General features: G+C 45.9%; 20 protein-coding genes. All 20 read left to right on the top strand.

Features of this window, described 5'->3' with window-relative positions:
* Positions 1–31 precede the first annotated feature (31 nt).
* The 20 genes from HTH_RS04310 (at position 32) to HTH_RS04215 (ending at position 23,190) form a co-directional block, all read left to right on the top strand.
* Positions 32–4,441 (top strand): DNA-directed RNA polymerase subunit beta, encoded by a 4,410-nt coding sequence (locus HTH_RS04310; RefSeq protein WP_012963499.1) that lies wholly within the window; start codon positions 32–34, stop codon positions 4,439–4,441.
* Entirely contained in the window at positions 4,438–9,138 is a 4,701-nt protein-coding gene (rpoC, locus tag HTH_RS04305) for a DNA-directed RNA polymerase subunit beta' (RefSeq protein ID WP_012963498.1), read from the top strand. The genes HTH_RS04310 and rpoC overlap by 4 nt, the downstream gene beginning before the upstream one ends.
* Positions 9,139–9,167: 29 nt before the next feature.
* Complete coding sequence (gene rpsL, locus HTH_RS04300) at positions 9,168–9,563, top strand: 30S ribosomal protein S12 (protein ID WP_012963497.1); 396 nt, start codon at positions 9,168–9,170, stop codon at positions 9,561–9,563.
* The gene (gene rpsG, locus HTH_RS04295) at positions 9,563–10,045 is read left to right on the top strand and encodes a 30S ribosomal protein S7 (protein WP_012963496.1); all 483 of its coding nucleotides are present in this window, start codon (positions 9,563–9,565) and stop codon (positions 10,043–10,045) included. The genes rpsL and rpsG overlap by 1 nt, the downstream gene beginning before the upstream one ends.
* A gap of 13 nt (positions 10,046–10,058) precedes the next feature.
* Positions 10,059–12,146 (top strand): elongation factor G, encoded by a 2,088-nt coding sequence (gene fusA / locus HTH_RS04290; RefSeq protein ID WP_012963495.1) that lies wholly within the window; start codon positions 10,059–10,061, stop codon positions 12,144–12,146.
* A 21-nt stretch (positions 12,147–12,167) separates the two neighbouring features.
* Positions 12,168–13,385 carry an elongation factor Tu gene (tuf, locus tag HTH_RS04285; RefSeq protein WP_012963494.1) on the top strand — a complete coding sequence of 406 codons (1,218 nt, stop codon included), beginning with the start codon at positions 12,168–12,170 and terminating at the stop codon, positions 13,383–13,385.
* An 11-nt stretch (positions 13,386–13,396) separates the two neighbouring features.
* Entirely contained in the window at positions 13,397–13,708 is a 312-nt protein-coding gene (gene rpsJ, locus HTH_RS04280; protein WP_012963493.1) for a 30S ribosomal protein S10, read from the top strand.
* A gap of 2 nt (positions 13,709–13,710) precedes the next feature.
* Positions 13,711–14,418 (top strand): 50S ribosomal protein L3, encoded by a 708-nt coding sequence (gene rplC, locus HTH_RS04275; RefSeq protein WP_012963492.1) that lies wholly within the window; start codon positions 13,711–13,713, stop codon positions 14,416–14,418.
* Entirely contained in the window at positions 14,415–15,014 is a 600-nt protein-coding gene (gene rplD / locus HTH_RS04270) for a 50S ribosomal protein L4 (RefSeq protein WP_012963491.1), read from the top strand. The genes rplC and rplD overlap by 4 nt, the downstream gene beginning before the upstream one ends.
* Entirely contained in the window at positions 15,011–15,307 is a 297-nt protein-coding gene (rplW, locus tag HTH_RS04265) for a 50S ribosomal protein L23 (RefSeq protein ID WP_012963490.1), read from the top strand. Before rplD ends, rplW begins: the two co-directional genes overlap by 4 nt.
* A gap of 10 nt (positions 15,308–15,317) precedes the next feature.
* Entirely contained in the window at positions 15,318–16,184 is an 867-nt protein-coding gene (gene rplB, locus HTH_RS04260) for a 50S ribosomal protein L2 (protein ID WP_012963489.1), read from the top strand.
* Positions 16,185–16,288: 104 nt separating this feature from the next.
* Positions 16,289–16,636, top strand: coding sequence for a 30S ribosomal protein S19 (gene rpsS / locus HTH_RS04255; protein ID WP_425480523.1), 348 nt, complete (start codon positions 16,289–16,291; stop codon positions 16,634–16,636).
* A 9-nt stretch (positions 16,637–16,645) separates the two neighbouring features.
* Entirely contained in the window at positions 16,646–16,987 is a 342-nt protein-coding gene (rplV, locus tag HTH_RS04250) for a 50S ribosomal protein L22 (protein ID WP_012963487.1), read from the top strand.
* The gene (gene rpsC / locus HTH_RS04245; protein WP_012963486.1) at positions 16,988–17,683 is read left to right on the top strand and encodes a 30S ribosomal protein S3; all 696 of its coding nucleotides are present in this window, start codon (positions 16,988–16,990) and stop codon (positions 17,681–17,683) included.
* A gap of 3 nt (positions 17,684–17,686) precedes the next feature.
* On the top strand, positions 17,687–18,112 hold the full coding sequence (gene rplP, locus HTH_RS04240; RefSeq protein ID WP_012963485.1) for a 50S ribosomal protein L16: 426 nt from the start codon (positions 17,687–17,689) through the stop codon (positions 18,110–18,112).
* Positions 18,109–18,312, top strand: coding sequence for a 50S ribosomal protein L29 (rpmC, locus tag HTH_RS04235; protein ID WP_012963484.1), 204 nt, complete (start codon positions 18,109–18,111; stop codon positions 18,310–18,312). The genes rplP and rpmC overlap by 4 nt, the downstream gene beginning before the upstream one ends.
* Complete coding sequence (gene rpsQ / locus HTH_RS04230; RefSeq protein ID WP_012963483.1) at positions 18,309–18,572, top strand: 30S ribosomal protein S17; 264 nt, start codon at positions 18,309–18,311, stop codon at positions 18,570–18,572. The genes rpmC and rpsQ overlap by 4 nt, the downstream gene beginning before the upstream one ends.
* Positions 18,573–21,341, top strand: coding sequence for an isoleucine--tRNA ligase (gene ileS, locus HTH_RS04225; RefSeq protein ID WP_012963482.1), 2,769 nt, complete (start codon positions 18,573–18,575; stop codon positions 21,339–21,341).
* Between the two features lie 23 nt (positions 21,342–21,364).
* The gene (locus HTH_RS04220; protein WP_012963481.1) at positions 21,365–22,360 is read left to right on the top strand and encodes a DHH family phosphoesterase; all 996 of its coding nucleotides are present in this window, start codon (positions 21,365–21,367) and stop codon (positions 22,358–22,360) included.
* Entirely contained in the window at positions 22,348–23,190 is an 843-nt protein-coding gene (locus HTH_RS04215) for a deoxyribonuclease IV (protein WP_012963480.1), read from the top strand. Before HTH_RS04220 ends, HTH_RS04215 begins: the two co-directional genes overlap by 13 nt.
* The last annotated feature ends 16 nt before the right edge of the window (positions 23,191–23,206 follow it).

Genomic DNA, 23,206 nt, shown 5'->3' with positions numbered 1-23,206 from the left:
GTTTCCCAGAGTATATAAAGAGGGTTAGACCATGAGAAGAAACTTATCCTTACCTAGGAAGTTCTTTGGAAGAAGGTCAGAAATACTTGAGCCTCCCCACCTTCTGTTTTTACCAAAAGAATCCTTTGAGAGCTTTCTGCAGTTTAAAAAATCTCCCCATGAGCGCGAATCTAAGGGTCTTGAGTATATATTCAAAACCTCCTTTCCCTTCAAGGACCCAGATGAGAAGATCACCGTTGAGTACTTAGGATATGAGGTAGGCGAGTGGGAGTGCAATAGGTGTGGATACAAAGCATACAACGACCAGAGTTTTCTTGGTGGATATGGAGTAAAATGCCCCAAGTGTGGTACATTGCTTACATACAAGGAAAAGTATACGGTAGAAGAGTGTAAAACTAAGGGATTTACTTACGCGGTACCCTTGAGGGTGCTTGTGAGGTTAAAGGTGAAGACCAAAAAGGGGGAAAAGGCTCTTGAACCCAAAAAGGTTTACTTTGGCGAAATACCTATGATGACAGAAACAGGCTCCTTTGTGATTAACGGAAGCGAGAGAATAGTGGTAAGTCAGCTTATAAGATCTCCTGGCGTGTTTTTTGAGGAGAAGGAAGAAAGGCAGAAAGACACCACCATAGTAAGGATCATATACAGAGCCAGCATAATACCAGACAAGGGTTCAAGGATAGAGTTTGAACTCTCAAGCACTACAGATATCCTGACTGCGAGGGTTGACAAGAAGAAGATAAGCGGTTCGTACATATTCAGAGCCTTTGGGTTAGAAACCGCCTATGACATTCTAAAGTACTTTTATCCAGAAACCAGAGCCTTCTTTTCAGAAGGTGGGCGTCTGTTTGATAAACAAACGGGTGAAGAATACAGAGTGGAAGACCTATCTAACAATTACCTGTTTGCTATTCTTAGATACAAAGGAAAACTTGAAGGAAAGGGTAAAGAGGAAGAATTCTTAGAGGAGAGATATATAGAGGATGCTGAGGACCTCAAGAGACTGCTCAAAGACGAGAGAATAAGGCTGGACCTTTTGACAGCAGTACCTAGAGATAGCGCCGTCAAAAGCCCTTATGGAAAGATCATTATAGAAACTTTAATTGCGGAAACTTCACCGCGGGACCCTGACAAAAGAAGTCCTATTATAATACCTGCCCGTTTTACCTTTAGAGACATAGCTCTTGTAGATATATACAAGAAGCTAAGAGCTGTAGAACCTATGGTGATGGAGCTGGAACACCTGGTAAGCAGGGCAAGGTCCCACTTCTCCCTTTACTTTGAAGACATAACCAGGTACGACCTTTCAAGAGTGGGAAGGGTGAAGATAAATGCAAAGATTCACAGACCACCAAAGGTGCTAAAACCCGCGGATGTGGAAAGGCTCTCAGTCTTACCTCCTTTAGCTCTCGCCGAGAAGGTCAGTGGATACATTGAGGGTGAACTTATAACAGAGCAGATGCTAAAGGAGGTCTTCAAAACAAAGGATCAGGTAAGGGTAAGGGATTATACGGAAGGTGCCGCGCGATTTGTCCTGCCCGTAGACCTGGTAAATACGGTTAAGTACCTGATAGACCTTCGCTTTGGTAGAGAGAAAAAGGATGACATTGCTTACCTGGGCAACAGAAGGGTGAGATCCATAGGTGAACTGCTTGAAAACCAAGCCCGTATAGGTGTGGCGCGTATGGAGAAGTTTTTCAGGGATAGATGTACCGTTGCCAATCCAGAAGACCCACACTTAAAGCCTCAGGACCTCTTAAATCCCAGATATCTTACCAGCGCCCTTTACGAGTTTCTCAAAGGCGGACTTCTCTCTCAGTACCTTGACAACACAAATCCCCTCTCTGCGCTAACCCACAAGAGAAGACTATCCGCTCTGGGTCCTGGAGGACTCACCAGAGAAAGCGCCAAGTTTGAGATAAGGGATGTACACCCCTCTCATTATGGCAGAATATGTCCTATAGAAACACCAGAAGGTCAGAACATAGGATTGGTTACCTCTTTAACTGTGTACGCCCAAATCAACGAGTTTGGTTTTATCATAACACCTTATAGGAAGGTGATAGACGGAAAAGTTACTGACGAGATAGAGTATCTTGCAGCCTATGAAGAGGAGAATTATGTCATAGCCCAATACACGCCCACCGATGAGGAAGGCAAAATAAATGCGGATAGAGTTCTTGCAAGATACAAAAACGACATCCAGATAGTAAAACCTCAGCAGGTAAATTACATGGATGTCTCTCCAAGACAGGTGGTTTCGGTGTCCGCCTCGCTGATTCCTTTTCTTGAGCACGACGATGCCAACAGGGCACTAATGGGTTCCAATATGCAGAGACAGGCAGTACCTCTGGTGTTTACATCCTCTCCTTTAGTAGGTACAGGAATGGAGAAGAAGGTAGCATACGACAGTGCAGCTGTAATCGTTGCCAAAAGGGGTGGAATAGTGGAGGAGGTAGACAGCAAAAGGATAATAGTCAGGGTAAATCCCGAAGAGATAGACCCAAACGACCCTACAGACATTGGTATAGACATATACGAACTCAAGAAGATGCAAAGGACCAATCAGAACACCTGCATAAACGAAAGACCCCTAGTCTTTAAGGGTCAAAAGGTAAGCAAAGGTGATGTGCTGGCGGACGGTCAGTCAACGCAAATGGGTGAACTCGCCTTGGGTAAGGATGTGCTTGTTGCCTTTATGCCTTGGAGGGGCTATAACTTTGAGGATGCCATAGTAATCTCGGAGAGACTCGTAAAGGATGATGTCTTTACTTCCATCCACATTGAAGAGCTGGAAGTGGAGGCAAGAGAAACCAAGATAGGTTATGAGGAGATCACCAGGTCGGTGCCGGGTATTCCTGAAAGGATGCTGGCACACCTTGATGAATTTGGTATAGTCAGGATAGGCACCTATGTAAAGCCGGGTGATATACTGGTGGGAAAGGTAACACCTAAGGGGGAACAGCAACTAACTCCGGAGGAAAAACTTCTTCAAGCCATCTTTGGCGAGAAGTCAAGGGATGTAAAGGACACATCTCTCAGATGTCCGCCCGGCGTAGAAGGTGTGGTGGTTGATGTGCAAGTCTTTGCAAGAAAGGTAGGAGAGCGTAGGAACTACCTTACTGAACATGTGGAGAGACAAGAAAGGGAAGCTCTTCGCAACGAGCTGGAAAAGAGAAAGAAACTTCTCGTAGAAGGTAGAAACAGGATAATAAGAGATTTAGTTTTGGGTAAAAAGACGGACAAGGACATAACGGTAAAGAAGAAAACTTACAAGGCGGGTACAGTGATTGACGAAAAGACCTTTGAGGTGCTTCTCAACTACATAGTTGCGAAACCTGAAAATCTCTTTGAGGATAAAGATCTGTGCAATAGGATAAACGAGATAAGGGATAGAACAAAGGCTCAGGTGGAACTTCTGGAAAGGATTTACAAGGAAAAAGAGGAATCCATAGGTAAAAGGAGCGAGCTTCCACCCGGTGTTGTCACCTTAGTAAAGGTTTACATAGCTCAGAAGAGGAAGATTAAGGTAGGTGATAAGATGGCGGGAAGACACGGAAACAAGGGGGTCATATCAGTGGTGCTTCCCGTAGAAGACATGCCCTTCCTTCCGGACGGAACACCCGTTGACATAGTGCTGAATCCTCTGGGTGTGCCATCCCGTATGAATGTAGGTCAGATACTGGAAACCCACTTGGGATGGGCGCTCAAAGAGCTTGGTAAAAAGCTTGGAGAACTCATAGAACACATGGCAAGCAGGCAGGAGATAGTGGAGTTTTTGAAAAAGGTCTACTCGGTGGGAGATACAAAAGATGGAGAAAACACCAAGTACATAGAGAGCTTTTTAAACAGTTTGAGTGATGAGGATTTCATAAAAGTGGTGGAAAGCTATGCGGAAAAGGGTATACCTGTCGCAACATCTGTCTTTGAAGGAGCTAACGAAGAACATATAAAGGAGCTTCTGAAGATGGCAGGGCTTCCCGAGGATGGAAGGATCACGCTTTACGATGGAAGAACAGGTGAACCCTTTGATACCAAAGTCACCGTGGGATATATGTATATGCTAAAGCTCATCCATATGGTGGATGACAAGATACACGCCAGAAGCACAGGTCCGTACTCATTGGTCACTCAACAGCCTCTTGGTGGAAGGGCTCAGTTTGGTGGTCAAAGGCTGGGAGAGATGGAGGTATGGGCTCTGGAGGCTCACGGTGCTGCCTACACCCTTCAGGAGATGCTAACCGTCAAGTCCGACGACATAGAAGGAAGGACCAAGGTTTACGAAGCCATAGTCAAAGGAAAGTACACCTATACGCCAGGCATACCTGAGTCCTTCAGGGTGCTGGTAAGAGAGCTTAAAGCTCTCGGGCTAAATGTTAAGTGCGAGAACGGGGAATCAAAACCCTGTGACCAGATAGAAATTGAGGAGGAAGAAAGATGAGAAAGGGACTTCTTCCCTTTGAGAAGATAAAACTTATGCTGGCTTCGCCAGAAGAGATAAGAAGCTGGAGTTACGGGGAGGTCAAAAAGCCAGAAACCATAAACTACAGAACTCACAAGCCGGAAAAGGATGGACTATTCTGTGCCAAGATATTCGGTCCCATAAAGGATTACGAGTGTCTGTGTGGAAAGTACAGGGGTAAGAGGTTTGAAGGCACCATATGCGACAGGTGCGGTGTTGAGGTGACCAAATCTTATGTGAGGAGAAAGAGGTTCGGGCACATAGAGCTTGCCGCGCCTGTAGCTCACATATGGTTTCTCAAAAGCTCTCCATCCAAGATAGCCACCCTTCTCAACCTGTCCACAAGGGATGCGGAGAGGGTGGTTTACTTTGAGTCTTACCTGGTTATAGAGTACCCGATAAGCGAGGAGGAGGAGAAAAAGTTTGAGGAGATGGAAGACACCATACCCATAAAGGACGACATAGGCAATACCAAGTTTGTAAAGCTCTATGTTGTTGACGAAGACAGGTACATGAGCGAGTACGCCACAAGCTTGGAGCACAGGTATGAAGGGGGTATGGGCGCGGAGATAATAAAAAAGGTTCTTTCCTCTCTTGACCTTCAGGCTTACGCCAGAAAGCTAAGGGAGGAGATAAAACCTTACAGCCTTGGGTTTGAGGACCTTGGCAAACACCTTGAGGAAAAGCACAAGAAAATATACCACAGGATAGTAAAAGTTATAGCGGAAGACTTCAGGCTGTACGGAGTGGAGATAAAGCATCCTGACGACATGACGCTGGAGCAGGCACTACTGGGCATATTGAACGAAGAGTACTACCTTAACATACAAACCGGTGAGCTTCTTTCGGAAGATGGCGGAGAGGACTGTCTTACAGGCAGGGAAGCGCTTCGCGAATACTACGAAAGGGTAAAAGAGAGGAAAAGAGAGCTTCCGGTTTTTGAAAAGATAAAGGAAGACATAAGGTCAGCGGTTCTCAAAGAGGTCTCCGAAGCCAAGGTAAGGAAGGCTATAAGGGTGCTAAAGCTGGTAGAGGACTTTATAAAGAGCGGCAACAGACCCGAGTGGATGATACTGGAAGTGCTTCCCGTACTTCCCCCCGAGCTAAGACCCTTGGTAGCTCTTGACGGAGGAAGATTTGCTACCTCCGACCTTAACGACCTATACAGGAGAATCATAAACAGAAACAACAGGCTCAAAAGACTTATAGAGCTTGACGCACCCGAGATAATCATAAGGAACGAAAAGAGGATGCTTCAGGAGGTGGTCAGCGCTCTTATAGATAATGGCAAGCGCGGAAGAGTAGTGACCCAAAACGGCAGAGCCTTAAAGTCCCTCTCGGACTATCTGAAAGGAAAGCAGGGAAGATTCAGACAGAACCTTCTGGGCAAGAGGGTGGATTACTCGGGCAGATCCGTCATAGTGGTGGGACCGGAGCTTAAAATGCACCAGTGTGGACTTCCCAGAATTATGGCTCTGGAACTTTTCAAACCTTTTGTTTACAGGAGGCTTGAGGAGAAAGGTTACGCAACTTCTATAAAGAATGCCAAGAAGTTAGTGGAGCAAAAAACTGCGGAGGTCTGGGAGTGCCTTGAAGAAGTAGTGAAACAGCACCCTGTGCTTCTAAACCGTGCACCCACCCTTCACAGAATGTCCATCCAGGCTTTTGAGCCAGTTCTCATAGATGGCAAAGCTATACAGCTCCATCCTCTTGTGTGTCCACCTTTCAACGCGGACTTTGACGGAGACCAGATGGCTGTTCATGTACCTTTGGGCATAACCGCACAGCTGGAGGCATACATACTTATGCTTTCTACACAAAACATCATATCTCCTGCTCACGGAAAGCCCATCACCATGCCTTCTCAGGACATGATCCTGGGCGTTTATTACATAACGCAAGAGGTACCAGGTGCAAAGGGAGAAGCTAAGCTCTTCTTCAGCAAAGAGGAGGTGCTTCTGGCTTTAGAAAATCAAAAGGTGGATATGCACGCCAGAATAAAGCTTAGATTAGAAGACGGTAAACTTATAGAAACGACTCCTGGAAGGGTGCTTTTTAATAGCATACTGCCCGAAGGCCATCCCTTCGTAAACGAACCTCTTGACAAGAAGAAAGTTTCCAAGCTCATCACAAACATATACAACAAGTATGGAACTGAAAGAACCGCAAAGTTTCTGGATGACCTTAAAGAGCTTGGCTTTAACATGGCTACAAAAGCGGCTATATCCATAAGCGTGGACGACCTTCAGATACCCAAAGTAAAGAAGGACATACTCAAAGAATCTTTCCAGCAGGCGGACGAGATCATAGACCAGTACATGAAAGGGCTACTGACCAACAAGGAAAGGTACAACAGAATCATAGACCTCTGGTCGGAGATAACAGATAGAGTTTCAAAAGCCATGTTTGAAGAGATAGAAAAGAGCCAGAGGAAGGAAGGAGAAAAGGTCTATCCGGGCATTTTCAACCCCATATACATGATGGCAAACTCTGGAGCAAGAGGAAACAGAGACCAGATAAGACAGCTCGCCGCCATGAGGGGGCTCATGGCAAAGCACACGGGTGAGTTCATAGAAACCCCCATTATATCCAATTTTAGAGAGGGGCTTTCGGTACTTGAGTACTTTATCTCCACCTACGGTGCGAGAAAGGGTCTTGCGGACACAGCTCTAAAAACAGCTTTTGCCGGTTACCTCACCAGGAGATTGGTGGATGTGGCGCAGGATATTATGATTACTGAACATGACTGCAAAACCCATAGAGGCATAGATATGACAGCTATAGTGGAAGGTGGAGAGGAAAAGGTACCTCTTAAAGACAGGATAATAGGTAGAACCTTAGCGGAGGATATTGTAGACCCCTACACGGGTGAGGTAATAGCCAAGAGGAACCAGATAGTGGACGAGGGTTTAGCAGACAGGATAGCGCATGCAGGCATAGAGAAGGTAAAAGTGAGGTCCCCTCTTACATGCGAAGCCAAATTCGGCGTATGTGCCATGTGTTACGGGTGGGACCTTTCTCAAAGGAAGCTGGTGGATGTGGGTGAAGCTGTGGGTATAATAGCAGCTCAATCCATAGGTGAGCCCGGCACACAGCTCACCATGAGGACCTTCCACATAGGAGGCGCTGCAGTCGCGGAAAGAGTTCAGAATGTTCTGACATGCGAAACCAGCGGCAGAATAAAGTATTACAATATGAAGCTCATAAAGAACAAGGAAGGCAAGCTCATAAACATCTCAAAAGATGCAGCAATAGCAGTGCTTGATAAAGACTCAAGACCTGTGGAAAGACATTCGGTACCCTACGCAGCTACCATTCATGTAGAGGAAGGTCAGGAGGTAAAAGAAGGTACAATTCTCGCAGAATGGGATCCCTTCAATACATACATAATAGCGGAGGAAGGTGGAAAGGTAGAGTTCAAAGACATAGTGCTGGATGTGACGGTGAAAGAAGAAAGAGACCCTCTTTCGGGAAAAACATCCACAGTAGTGTCTTTTACAAGACCAAAAGATGCCATGCTCCACACTCCAAGGTTAGTAGTGGCTACCCCAGATGGTAGAGAACTCACCTATGACCTACCCGTCAATTCTATACTGAACATACCACCTGAACACATACAGCTCGAGTGGAGCATATGTCCTACATGTAGCGAATCTGAAGGCACTGAGATACAGCACAAGTATTATGTGGTAAAGGGCTATCAGGTGAGCCCGGGAGATGTGCTTGCAAGAATACCCAAGGAGATGGCAAAGGTTAGGGACATAGTAGGCGGTTTGCCCAGAGTTGAAGAGCTGTTTGAGGCAAGGAAGCCCAAAAATCCTGCCATACTCACTGAGATAGATGGCACAGTGAGAATTTATGAGGATGCGGATGAGGTGATACTTTACAATCCCAAAACTGGTGAAACAAGAAAGTACGACATAAAGAAGGACGAGTACATTCTGGTAAGCCACGGTCAATATGTACAGAAGGGAAGTAACATAACCGAGAGTGTGAAAGCTGAAATAGATGGGCAAGTAAGGATAAAGGGAAGAGGGTATAAGATTGTAGTTTATAACAAAGACACCGGACTTCAGAGAGAGTACTTTGTACCAAAGGGCAAACACCTTCTGGTCAAAAACGGTGATACAGTAAGCGCTGGAGACCCACTGACGGACGGAACACCTGTACCCGAAGAGATCCTCAGGATAAAGGGCATAGACGAACTTCAAAAGTTCCTACTCAAAGAGGTGCAAATGGTTTACAGACTGCAAGGTGTTGACATAAACGACAAACACTTTGAGATCATCATAAAACAGATGCTTAGAAAGAGGAGGGTAGTAGACCCTGGAGACAGCAGGTTCTTGGTGAATGAGGAGGTGGACATGGAAGACCTTGAGCAGGAAGTTGAGAGGATAAAAGAAGAAGGAGGCAAGCTACCTAAGGTAGAACCTATCTTGGTTGGCATATCTAAGGCTGCGCTTACCGCGAGAAGCTGGATATCCGCAGCATCCTTCCAAGAGACGCCTAAGGTACTAACGGATGCTTCGTGCGAGGGCAAAGTAGATGACTTGAGAGGAATAAAGGAGAATGTAATTATAGGAAACCTCATACCTGCTGGAACTGGTGCAGGAAAGTACGCTGTGGTCAAAGTTATTGAGGAGACAAAGGCAAAAGCTCTAAAGGATGTGTTATAATAGTAGACTGCTTGAAAGGAGGAGATGGTATGCCTACCATAAACCAGCTTGTAAGGCAAGGCAGAGAGCAAAAGAGAAAAAAGAGCAAATCCCCTGCTCTGCAGGGTAATCCGCAGAAGAGGGGTGTATGTGTAAGGGTGTACACAGTGACGCCCAAAAAGCCAAACTCTGCTCTCAGGAAGGTTACAAGGGTGAGACTTTCCAATGGTATAGAGGTGACTGCCTACATACCTGGTGAAGGTCATAACCTTCAAGAGCACTCCATAGTGCTGGTAAGAGGGGGAAGGGTAAAGGACCTTCCTGGTGTGAGATACAAAGTGATTAGAGGTGCATTGGATACTGCCGGTGTGGCTAACAGAAGACAGTCAAGGTCCAAATACGGTGCTAAGAGACCAAAACAAGCTCAGGCAGGAGGTAAGAAGTAATGCCAAGAAAGGGACCTGTTCCTCCAAGAGAAGTGATGCCAGACCCTATTTACGGAGATGTCTTAGTAGCTAAGCTAATAAACAAAGTGATGAAGGATGGTAAAAAGAGCGTTGCAGAGTACATAGTATACACAGCCTTAGAGGAGGCATCAAGAGAAGCAAAAATGACACCCACAGAATTGCTCCATAAGGTGATAGAGCAGTTAAAACCCGAGTATGAGGTAAGACCAAGAAGGGTAGGAGGTGCCACCTATCAAGTGCCCGTGGAAGTACCGCCCAGAAGGCAAATAAGCCTAGCTATAAAGTGGCTGGTAGATGCAGCCAGAACCAGAGGAAGACACAGAGGAAGCTACACCATGGTGGAAAGATTAAAGGCGGAGCTTCTTGATGCCTTGGAAGGTAAGGGTGGTGCTATAAAGAAGAAGGAAGATACGCACAGAATGGCAGAAGCCAACAAAGTTTTTGCTCACTTTAGGTGGTAAAGGAGGAATAAAGATGCCAAGAGCGGTACCCATAGAAAGGCTAAGGAACATAGGAATAGTTGCCCACATAGACGCAGGAAAAACCACAACCACCGAGAGAATACTCTACTACACAGGAAAAACCTACAAGATAGGTGAGGTACACGAAGGTGCAGCCACAATGGACTGGATGCCTCAGGAGAAAGAGAGGGGTATAACCATAACAGCAGCAACCACCGCATGCTATTGGAAGGATCATCAAATAAACATCATAGACACACCCGGACACGTGGACTTCTCGGTAGAAGTGGTGCGCTCTATGAAGGTGCTGGATGGTATTATCTTCATCTTCTCAGCGGTAGAAGGTGTCCAGCCGCAGTCGGAAGCCAACTGGAGGTGGGCAGACAGATTTGGTGTGCCGAGAATAGCCTTTATAAACAAGCTGGACAGGCTCGGCGCGGACTTTTACCGAGTTTTCAACGAGATAGAAAAAAAGCTCAGCATAAAGCCCGTTGCCATTCAGATACCCATAGGTGCTGAGGATCAGTTTAAAGGTGTGGTGGACCTCATGAGCATGAAAGCCATCATATGGCTTGAGGAAACTCTTGGTGCCAAGTACGAGGTGGTGGACATCCCTCAGGAATACTTGGATAAAGCCCAAGAGTGGCGCGCTAAAATGGTAGAAGCCATAGTGGAAAAGGATGACGACCTGATGATGAGATACTTGGAGGGAGAGGAGATATCCGCTGAGGACCTAAAGAGGGTTCTCAGGAAGGCTACTATAAACAGAAACCTTGTGCCGGTTCTCTGCGGTTCTGCCTTTAAAAATAAAGGTGTTCAGCCGCTCCTTGATGCGGTCATAGATTACCTTCCTTCTCCCCTTGATGTACCTCCTGCAAAGGGAATAAATCCAAAAACCTCCGAAGAGGAGGAGAGAAAGCCTTTTGACGAAGAGCCCTTCTGTGCTTATGTGTTTAAAGTTATGAGCGACCCTTATGCGGGACAGCTCACTTACTTTAGGGTTTTCTCCGGTAAAGTCACCGCTGGGTCTTATGTGTATAACGCTACAAGGGATAAGAAGGAAAGGATAGGAAGATTGCTTCTCATGCATGCCAACTCAAGGGAGGATGTGCAGGAAGCTTCTGCCGGTGAGATAGTTGCTGCGGTAGGTCTTGATGCCGCAACTGGTGACACTCTCAGCGATGAAAAATTTCCCATACTTCTTGAGAAGCTTGAGTTTCCTGAGCCAGTCATATCAATGGCTATTGAGCCAAAAACCAAGAAGGACCAGGAGAAACTCTCTCAGGTGCTTAACAAGTACATGAAGGAAGACCCCACTTTTAAGGCGAGTGCGGACCCAGAGACTGGTCAGACGCTCATACACGGTATGGGAGAGCTTCACCTTGAGATAATGGTGGACAGAATGAAGCGCGAGTATGGGATTGAGGTAAATGTGGGTAAACCTCAGGTTGCCTACAAAGAAACCATCAAAAAACCTGCACAGGCGGAAGGTAAATTTATAAGGCAAACGGGAGGTAGAGGTCAGTACGGTCATGTGGTGATAGATGTTGAACCTTTAGAAAGGGGGCAAGGCTTCATCTTTGAGAATGCTATAGTGGGTGGTGTTATACCCAAAGAGTTCATTCCTGCTGTGGAGCAGGGTATAAGAGAGGCTATGCAAAGCGGCGTACTGGCAGGTTATCCTGTTGTGGATGTGAAGGTAAGGTTATTTGACGGCTCTTACCACGAGGTAGACTCTTCAGAAATGGCTTTTAAGATAGCCGGATCCATAGCCTTTAAAGAGGCAGCCAAAAAGGCAAATCCGGTGCTTCTTGAGCCCATAATGGAGGTAGAGGTGGAAACACCTGATGACTATGTGGGTGATGTCATCGGTGACCTCAACTCCAGAAGAGGAAAGATTATGGGGATGGAAAATAAGGGTGTCATTACTGTGGTTAAGGCTCTTGTACCTTTGGCTGAGATGTTTGGATACGCCACCACTTTAAGGAGCTTGACACAGGGAAGAGGAACCTTTATAATGAAATTTTCTCATTACGATGAAGTTCCCCAAAGTATAGCGGAGCAGATCATAGGGGAACGGATGGCAGGAGCAAAAACTTGAAGAATACACGGAGGTAAAGCTATGGCAAAGGAGAAGTTTATAAGAGAGAAGGAGCATGTGAATGTGGGAACTATAGGGCACGTTGACCACGGCAAGTCCACGCTGACTTCAGCCATTACCTGCGTCTTAGCTGCAGGTGTGTTGCCAGGTGGCAAAGCCAAATGCACCAAGTACGAAGAGATTGACAAAGCACCAGAAGAGAAAGAAAGAGGCATCACCATAAACATCACCCACGTGGAGTATGAGACACCCAAAAGACACTACGCTCATGTGGATTGCCCAGGACACGCAGACTATATCAAGAACATGATAACAGGCGCTGCGCAGATGGACGGTGCCATACTGGTGGTGTCTGCGGCAGACGGTCCCATGCCACAGACCAGAGAGCATGTGCTTTTGGCAAGACAGGTCAATGTCCCTTACATAGTGGTCTTTATGAACAAGTGTGATATGGTGGATGACCCAGAGCTTTTGGACCTGGTGGAGCTGGAAGTGAGAGAGCTTCTTTCTAAGTATGAGTTTCCAGGGGATGAGGTGCCCGTAATCAGAGGCTCTGCACTGGGAGCTTTGCAGGAGCTTGAACAAGGCAAACCAGACAGATGGTGCAATGCCATAGTAGAACTTTTGAAAGCGATGGATGAGTATGTACCAACACCTGTAAGGGAAGCAGACAAACCCTTTTTGATGCCTATAGAGGATGTATTTAGCATATCCGGACGTGGTACAGTGGTAACAGGTAGAGTGGAGAGGGGAGTGCTAAAGCCAGGGGAAGAGGTGGAGATAGTAGGGATAAGGGAAGAACCACTCAAGACAGTGGCAACTTCTATAGAGATGTTTAGGAAGATACTGGATGAAGCGTTGCCTGGTGACAATGTGGGGGTTTTGCTGCGTGGAGTAGGCAAAGACGATGTGGAGAGGGGACAAGTGTTGGCAAAGCCGGGCACTGTAAAGCCACACAAGCGCTTCAGGGCACAGGTGTATGTGTTAAGCAAAGAAGAAGGAGGCAGGCACACACCCTTTTTTGTCAATTACAGGCCACAGTTTTACTTTAGGACAGCGGATGTGACGGGGACAGTGGTAAAGCTACCCGAGGGGCAAGAGATGGTGATGCCAGGCGACAACGTGGAGCTGGAGGTGGAACTCATACAGCCTGTGGCTATGGAAGAAGGGCTAAGATTTGCCATAAGGGAAGGAGGCAGGACGGTGGGAGCAGGAGTGGTTACCCAAATCCTTGACTGAGAGGTGTAAAGATGGAGGAGCTGATACGCATAAAGCTGAGGTCTTATGATCACCGACTCCTTGATCAGTCTGTAAAGCAGATCATAGATACGGTAAAGAGAACAGGTGGCATAGCCAAAGGTCCCATTCCGCTTCCCACTTTAAAAAAGAGGTGGATAGTGCTTCGCTCTCCCCACAAATTTGATCAATCAAGGGAACACTTTGAGATAAGGGAGCACAGGAGAATTATTGACATAACGAGGATCACACCCCAAACGGTAGAATCTCTTATGAGCATTAATCTGCCGGCTGGTGTTGATGTGGAACTAAAAATGAGGAGCTGAGCATGGCTATAGGGCTTATAGGTAAAAAGGTCGGCATGACAAGGGTTTTCTTAAAGGATGGTACAGCCATCCCCGTGACTTTGATTGAAATCCCCCCTCATACAGTGGTTGCCATAAAGAGTATAGAAAAGGACGGATACTCCGCTCTTCAGCTGGGTGCCTATTCTGCGAAGGAAAAGCACTTAACAAAGCCTGAAATGGGTCATCTCCAAAAAGTTGGTGTAAGACTTTTAAGAAGGCTAAAAGAGTTCAGAGTTGATGACATAGCAGGTTATCAGGTGGGTCAGGAACTGACTGTGGCGGACGTTTTCTCTCCCGGCGAGCTGGTGGATGTGGTGGGCATTAGCAAAGGTAGAGGCTTTACCGGCACTATGAAAAGGTGGGACTTTGGAGGCTTTCCCAAGTCTCACGGTCACAGGTACCACAGAGCTGTAGGATCCATAGGCAACAGGTCAGACCCCGGAAGAGTTTGGAAGAGCAAGAGAATGGCTGGGCATTATGGTGCGCAGAAAGTTAGGATTCAATCCTTGTTTGTGGTTGATATAGTCCCAGAGAAAAACCTAATGCTGGTTAAAGGTTCTGTTCCTGGTCCGGCAGGTGGTTTAGTGGTGCTGGAAAAGAGCACCATAGCAGAAAGGAAGTCGCAAAGGCTCAAGCTAAACAGACTTAAACACATAACCGAGAACCTCTTAAAAGGAGCGCAAGCATGAAGCTAGGAGACATGGAATTAAGAGACGATGTGTTTAATGTTGAAGTAAAGAGGCATATACTGTGGGAGGTGATAAAGTGGCAGCTTGCCTGCAGAAGGCAAGGAACTCACAGCACCAAGACAAGAGGTGAATTATCATACAGCGGAAGGAAGCTCCTTCCCCAGAAAGGTACAGGAAATGCAAGGCACGGTGATAGAGGTGCTAATATATTCGTAGGGGGTGGTGTAGCTCACGGTCCAAGACCTACTGACTACTATTACAGCCTCCCCAAAAAGGTTAGGAAGTTGGGACTAAAGATGGCACTCTCTTCCAAAGCTCAGGAAGGTAAGATGCTCTTATTTGACAGTATAAACATAGGCGATGTTCCAAAAACCAAGAAGGCAATTGAGTTTTTGAACAGTAATGGAATAAAAGACATTAAAGTAACCATAGTGATCCCAGAAAAAGATGAGATAGTGATGAAGTCTTTCAGGAATCTTCCAAATGTAAAAGTGCTTCCAGCTGAAGGTCTTAATGTTTACGACATTCTTTGGGCGGATGTGCTTGCCATACAAAAACAGGCTATAGAAAAGATTTACGAGAGGTTATCATCATGAGAAGACCAGAGGAGATAATAATAAGACCCATTATTACGGAGAAGAGCAACAGGCTAATGGAGGACCACAAAAAGTACACCTTTGAGGTGGCTCTTGATGCTACAAAACACGAGATAAAGTATGCAGTGGAGCAACTTTTTAAGGTGCCAGTTATAAAGGTAAACACCATGATGGTAAAACCGAGGAAGAAGAGGGTTTTAGGCAAGTTGAGAAAGTATGGCTACACGCGCTCTTACAAAAAGGCTATAGTTACCATACCTCCCGACAGGGAGATAGATTTACTAAACATGTGAGGTAAGTTGTATGGGTGTGAGAAAGTTAAAACCAGTCACCAATGGGCAGAGACATGCCATCCTTTACGATTTTAAGGAGATAACCAAAAAAGAGCCGGAAAAGTCCTTAACCATATACTGGCACAGAGCTAAAGGAAGGTCAAGGCAACAAGGCAAAATAACAGCAAGATCACGCGGTGGCGGACACAAAAAGAAATACAGGTTTATAGACTTCAAAAGGGATAAGAGTTTGGTACCTGCAAAGGTGGTCGCCATAGAGTACGACCCTTTCAGGTCAGCCAGAATAGCCCTTCTGCACTACGCGGATGGTGAAAAGAGGTACATCCTCTGGCCAGAAGGTCTTGAGGTGGGTGCTACTGTCATGTCCATATCTTATCAGGATGCAGAGCTTGGCAAAGAGCTTCCCGAAATAAAGGTAGGAAATGCCATGCCCTTAAAGTACATACCGGTGGGTACTATAGTACACAATGTGGAGCTTCATCCTGGCAAGGGGGGACAGCTGGCAAGAGCTGCGGGTATGTCAGTTCAAATCCTTGGTAAGGTGGATGACTATGTACAGCTCAGGCTTCCATCTGGAGAGATAAGGCTGGTGCATCAGAGATGTATGGCAACCATAGGCGCTGTGGGTCTTGCAGAGCACGAACTTGTAAAGTACGGAAAAGCGGGAAGATACAGGTGGCTTGGTTGGAGACCCCACACGAGGGGAACAGCTATGAACCCTGTGGACCACCCTCATGGTGGTGGTGAAGGAAAGACTAAAGGTAAACATCCCGAATCTCCTTGGGGCTGGAAGACAAAAGGCTATAAGACAAGGAGGGGCAAAAAGTATTCAGATAAGTTTATTATATCCAGAAGGAAAGGAGGAGCGCAGGTATGAGCTTTAGGGGCGCTTGGAATAAAAGGGGCAGACTTATAGAGGACCCTGACACATTCCTCAAGCTCTACAAGAAGACTCAGCGAATATACAAAAGAGTAAGAAAGGTGCAACACACAGAAAGCCTCTTTCAGAGAGCTCTTGAAAAATATAAAAAGGTGTGGGATGAGTACAGGTCTTTGGTCAACAAGAGGGCTTGGGTTGACCCAAAGCTATGGAAGAGGATAAGGCTTATGAACCAAACTGGCGATAGAAAAGTAGTGAAAACATACAGTAGAGATACCACCATAATTCCAGAGTTTGTAGGACACACCATAGCGGTGCATAACGGAAAAACTTTCGTACCAGTGTATATTACTGCGGACATGGTGGGGCACAAGCTGGGTGAGTTTGCACCCACCAGAACCTTTAAGGGGCACCCAGAAAAGTCCGCAAAAGTAGCCAAAAAGAAGTGAGGTAAAGTCATGGAAGTGAGAGCTGTTTTGAGGTATGCAAAGATATCACCTACCAAGGTGAGGCAGGTACTGAGAGTTATACAAGGTCAAAGTGCGGGAAATGCCCTTTACCAGCTCAAAGTTATACCCAAAAGGAGCGCCAAGATAGTAGAAGGTGTTCTAAGAAGCGCGCTTGCTAACGCAGAGCAGCACGGGCTTGATATTGAGAAGGTTTATGTGAAGAAGGCTGTGGCTGATGAGGGTCCCATGTATAAGAAGTGGATGCCAAGAGCTCACGGAAGAGCCACGATGCTCAGAAAGAGGACTTCTCACATAACCATAGTGTTAGAGGAGAAAAAGGAGGAGCAGTAAATGGGACAGAAGACGCATCCCATAGGTTTTAGGATAGGCGTTATAAAGGACTGGAACTCCAAGTGGTTTGCCAGTAAAAGAGATTACACAAAGCTACTTCATGAGGACATAAACATAAAGGATTACATAAAAAGGAGGTATGCCTCTGCAGGCGTCTCCAAGGTGATTATAGAGAGAGCTGCAGAAAAGGTTAAAGTTAGAATACTTGCGGCAAGACCGGGCATAATCATAGGAAGAAAGGGAGCGGAGGTAGAGCAGCTTAAAAAGGACATAGAAAGCATCGCAGTAGGTAAGGATGTTACCATAACCGTTGATGAGGTGAGAGTCCCAGAGCTTGATGCTCAGTTAGTGGCGGAAGAGATAGCCCTTCAGATTGAAAGGCGCGTATCTCATAGGAGAGCCATGAAGAGGGCAATAGACAACGCTTTCAAAGCTGGTGCAAAAGGGGTCAAAGTTCAAGTTAAGGGAAGGATAGGCGGTGCGGAGCTGGCAAGAGCGGAATGGTTTCTGGTAGGAAGGATGCCCCTTCAAACCCTCAGAGCTGACATAGACTACGGTTATGCCACCGCTCAAACCAAGTACGGTGTTCTTGGCGTAAAAGTCTGGATATACAAAGGTGATATCCTCAAAGGTGGAAAGGAGGAAATTATAAAGAAGATAGAGGAAGACCTCAAAAAGGCGGAAAAGGAGGTATAAGGTATGTCTTTTTTAGCACCAAAAAAAACCAAGTTTAGGAAAACACAGAGAGGAACCTTAAAAGGAAAAGCTTTTAGAGGCAACAAACTTGCCTTTGGTGAATACGGCATACAGGCGCTGGAATCCCACTGGATAACCCAAAGACAGATAGAGGCGGCGAGGATAGCCCTTGTGCGTGCCCTCAGGAAGGGAGCAAAAGTGTGGATAAGCATCTTCCCTGACAAACCTTATACCAAAAAGCCCAATGAAGTCAGGATGGGTGGTGGTAAGGGTGACCCTGAAGGTTTTGTAGCAGTGGTAAAGCCCGGTAGAGTACTCTTTGAATTCTCAGGAGTGCCTGAGAGTGTGGCAGAGGAAGCCTTCAGACTGGTTTCTGCAAAACTGCCCATAAAGGTAAGACTCTTAAAGGCGGGAGGTTCTCTGACATGAAGGCGGATGAACTGAGAAAGCTGAGTATAAAAGACCTCATGAAGAAAGAGGAAGAGCTGAGAAGGGAGCTTTTGAGGCTCAGGTTTAAAAAGAAGGTGGAGGGCTTACCCAACATCATGGCTATAAGGAACACCAGAAAAGCTCTGGCGAGAGTTCTTACGGTGATAAGAGAAAAGGAGTTAAGAGGTGAAGAAACATGAAGAGGAAGGAGTTTGTTGGAACGGTTATAAGTGATAAAATGCAAAAGACAGTGGTGGTAAAAGTTGACAGAAAGGTGCCTCATCCCCTTTACAAAAAGCACATAATAAAGAGCAAAAAGTACCACGCTCACGACCCCAACAACGAGTGCAAGGTGGGTGATACAGTTCTTATCAGGGAAACGAGACCCCTCTCCAAAACCAAGAGGTGGGTGGTGGTAAAGATACTCCAGAGAGCTAAATCTCCAGAAGAAGCCTCATAGATGAAGGATTACAAAGACACTCTTAACTTACCCAAAACAGATTTTCCTATGAAAGCTCACCTTCCCGAGAGGGAGCCTCTTATCCTCAAAAAGTGGGAAGGTTTGTACAAAAAACTTCAGAAGCTTACTTCAGATAGACCTCTTTATGTGCTTCACGATGGACCTCCCTACGCCAACGGCAACATACACATAGGACATGCCCTTAATAAGATACTAAAGGATGTGATAAACAAGTACATGCTTCTGTCTGGCTATAGAGTGCATTATATTCCGGGGTGGGACTGCCACGGGCTTCCCATTGAGCAGCAGGTGGAGAAGGAGCTGCAAGCCAAAAACATAAAAAAAGAAGACATAAGCAAGCAGGAGTTTAGAAAATTATGCAGGGAGTATGCTAAGAGATTTGTAAACATTCAAAGAGAAGAGTTTAAAAGACTTGGAGTTTTAGGCGATTGGGAAAATCCGTACCTCACCATGGATCCTGCTTACGAAGCCTGCGAGGTCAGAGAGCTGGGCAAACTTTTCCATAAAGGTCTCATCATAAGAAGTAAAAAGCCCGTTTACTGGTGCATATACGACAAAACTGCTGAAGCAGAAGCTGAAGTAGAGTACTATGATAGGGAAGACCCAAGCATATATGTAAGGCTTCCTTTAAAGGGTGAGGAGAATACTTTCTTTGCTGTGTGGACTACAACACCTTGGACATTGCCGGCCAACATGGGGCTTATGGTAGGGGAGGACTACACTTATGTATATTACCAGGTAGGCAAAGAAACATACATAATAGCGGAGGATCTTGTAGAGAACTTTCAAAACACCACGGGGCTAAAGGGCAGCATTACAAAGAAGGTAAAGGGTAAGGAGCTTATAGGCCTATCTTACATAAGACCTTATGCAGAAGAGGAAGGCAAAGTTTATCCTTCGGAGTTTGTTGAACTCAGCTCCGGTACTGGCATAGTGCATATGGCACCCGGGCACGGTAGAGAAGATTACATAGTGGGACTAAGATACGGTCTTGAGCCTTACTCTCCTGTTGATGATGAAGGAAGGTTTACCCAAGAGGCGCCACCCTTTTTAAGGAGTGTGAGAGTGTTTGATGCCAACAGGCTCATAGTAGAGGATCTTAAAAAGAGGGGGTTTTTGATTTATGAGGGCAGGATCACCCACTCTTATCCCCACTGTTGGAGGTGTAAAAATCCCGTCATATTCAGGTCTACACCTCAGTGGTTTATAAGCATGGAGGGAAAGCTAAACGGCAAAACCTTAAGAGAGCTTTCCCTTGAAGAGATAGAAAAAGTAAAATGGATACCGTCCTATGGAAAAAACAGAATAAAGTCTATGGTGGAGTCAAGGCCAGACTGGTGCATATCAAGGCAGAGATACTGGGGGGTTCCCATAACCGTCTTCTACTGCAAAAGCTGCGGAAATGTGGTTGCGGATAAAGAGGTGTTTGAGCATGTAGCCAAGCTCATAGAAAGCTCTCCAAAAGGCTCTGACATATGGTTTGAGCTTAGCGAGAAGGAGCTTTTGCCTGAGGGTTATAAATGCCCCAACTGTGGTTCTGAGGATTTTAAAAAGGAAGAGGACATACTGGATGTGTGGTTTGATTCTGGCTCTTCTCACGCCTGCGTTTTGAGAAGACTTGGTATAGACACTGCTGACATGTATTTAGAAGGCTCGGACCAGCACAGAGGCTGGTTTCAGTCCTCACTTCTTGAGTCGGTAGCCTCTTATTCAAAAGCCCCTTACAGAGCGGTGCTTACTCATGGCTTTACCGTTGACGAGCAGGGAAGGAAGATGTCCAAGTCTCTGGGTAATGTGATATCTCCTCAGGAAATTATAAAGCAGTATGGCGCTGACATCTTGAGGCTTTGGGTGGTTTCGGAGGATTACACAGAGGATGTAAAGCTTGGAAAGTCCATACTTCAAAGGATAGTAGAAGACTATAAGAAGATAAGGAACACTCTCAGGTTTCTTCTGGCTAATCTCTATGACTTTAGCCCTCAAAGGAGCATTGCCTATCATCAACTCCACCACTTTGACAGGTGGATGATGTCCTACCTTCAGATGCTTCTGGAAGAAATTGGCAGGTTTTACAGGGAGTATGCCTTTCACAGAGTCTACCAGACTATCAGAAACTTCTGTAGCGTGGACCTCTCAAGCCTCTACCTTGATGTGTTAAAAGACAGGCTATATATATACGCTCCTGACTCTTGGGAGAGGCTCTCTGCACAGACAGTCCTTTATGAGCTTGCCATTGCTTTGACTACCAGCATAGCGCCTTTTCTGAGCTTTACCGCGGAGGAGGTGTGGGAACACCTCAGAAACATAGACAACAGACTTCCAGAGAGCGTATTTATGAGCAAGATACCACAGTCACAGGAAAGTCTTATAGATAGAGAACTGCTAAAGGATTATGAAGTCCTTGGCAGGATAAGGGAAGATGTGATGAGAGCCATAGAACAGGCAAGAAGAGATAAATACATAAACCATCCTTACGAAGCCAGAGTTTTTCTCTGGGGAGATGTGAGCCTTTTGGAGAAGTACCAGGACTATTTGAAGTTCTACTTTACTGTGAGTCAGGTGGAGCTGAAAGAAGGTGGAAAGTACAGGCTAACTGCAGAAAGCTTGAAAGGTCTTCACATAGGAGTAGACAGAGCGAAAGGGAGGAAGTGTCCAAGATGCTGGGTTTACTATCCAGAGGAGGAGTTTGTGGGTGAAGTCTGCCAAAGGTGTGCAAACGCCATAGCTAAAACAGGTCAAAGGGTATAAATTATATCCCTTTGGAGGTTGGTATGCGACACGAGAGTGTGCCTTTAATAGACCTGCTTAAAGAGGAGAAGGGTTCCATACTTGTATTTTCCCATGAGAATCCTGATGCTGATACGCTTGGAAGCGCTCTTGCACTTTATCTGTTTCTTAAAAAGAAGGGTAAAAATGTAAAGGTAGGCTGTAAAGACACGGTGCCTCACTTTCTTGACTTTCTACCTCATTGGGAGGAGATTATAAGGCTTCCAACCACCGAAGTTTTTGATGTGGGCATAGTAGTAGACGCCAGCGGTTTTTACAGAGCAGGTACAGAGGTGAGAGCTATCAGAAAAGTGAGAATAGACCACCACATAGGTGGCGAGTTTTACGGTATGTACGATTACATAGACCCTTCTGCCCCTTCCACCACAGCCATCATTTACCAGCTTCTCAAACTGTGGGACGAGTCAGCTATAGACACAGAGATAGCGCAATGTCTGTATGCGGGACTTGCCACAGATACGGGATTTTTTAAGTATTCCAACACCTCAGCGGAAACTTTCCAGATGGCTAAGGAGCTAGTTGAGAAAGGTGCGGACCCTCACAGGACTTACATTATGTTCAGCGAAAGAGAGTCTCTGGGAAAGATGAAGCTCATATCCAAGGTTCTTGACACTTTAACTCTTTACGAGGATGGACTGGTGGCAGGGATAGTCATCTACGACAGGTTTTTCAAAGAAACAGGCACCACTTATCCTGACAGTGAGGGTCTTGTTAACTTCCCCAGATCCATAGAAGGTGTGGAGGTAGCCTTTGCTCTCATAGAAAAACCCGACGAAGGTGTATGGAAAGTATCTCTGAGGTCTAAAGAGAGGGTCAATGTAGCCAGCGTAGCTAGCAGGCTGGGTGGTGGTGGTCACAAGTACGCATCTGGATGCAAGATAAGAGCAAGCTCAGCAAGCGAAGCTATAAACATGGTGCTTTTCGCAATAAAAGAAGAACTTACTGAGCCTTCCGCTCAAACTGTTCAATGCCCAGCTTAGGCATTCATGTATCGTCCGCAGGACCTATTTTAAAAATCTTTGAGAGAGCCAGAGAAGTAGGAGCGGAAGCTTTTCAGTTCTTTTTGAGAAGCCCAAGAGCCTGGAAGGCAAAGAGTATAAGTCAGTGGGAAATAGAGGAGTTTATAAAACTCAAAGGAAGCTGGGGACCTCTAATGGTTCACGCTCCTTACCTTATTAACTTGGCAAGTTCCCATCCGGAGCTGAGGAGCAAATCCATTGAGGTTTTTCTTGAAGAGCTAAAAATATGTGAGCTTTTAAAAATAGAGTATTACAACTTCCATCCCGGCACAGCCAAAGATGTGAGCCAAGAAGAGGGATTGAGAAACATAATAAAGGGCCTTGAGGAGATCTTTTCCAGCTTTATACCTTCTTACACATGCGTGCTTTTTGAAAACACCGCAGGTGAGCGGGGAGACCTTGGTAAAAACACCCAGGAGCTAAAGAGACTGATAGAGCCCTTTAAGGGGCTAAAAGTGGGAGTGTGTATAGATACATGCCACGCTTTTGCATATGGCTATGCCATAAATACGAAGGAGGGTTTTGAAGCTTTTAAGGGTGAGATAGACAGAAGCATAGGTTTAGATAAAGTGAAAGCTATTCACTGCAACGATTCAAAAGTACCGCTTGGTGCAAAGAAAGACAGGCATGAGCATATAGGTCATGGCTACATAGGTCTTGAAGGCTTTAGGCTTTTTTTGAAAGATCCCTACTTTTCACAGCTCCCTTACTATCTGGAAACCCCAAAGGTAGATGACTGGGACAGAAAAAATCTTCAAACTCTGAGAAAACTGCTCTCAGAAAGTCATTAAGAAACCTGCAAGTATG

The organism is Hydrogenobacter thermophilus TK-6 (genome assembly GCF_000010785.1).
In the GTDB taxonomy this organism is placed as follows: Bacteria; Aquificota; Aquificia; order Aquificales; family Aquificaceae; genus Hydrogenobacter; species Hydrogenobacter thermophilus.
The sequence above is the reverse complement of the archived record's forward strand: the minus strand, read 5'-3'. Positions and strand labels throughout refer to the sequence as shown.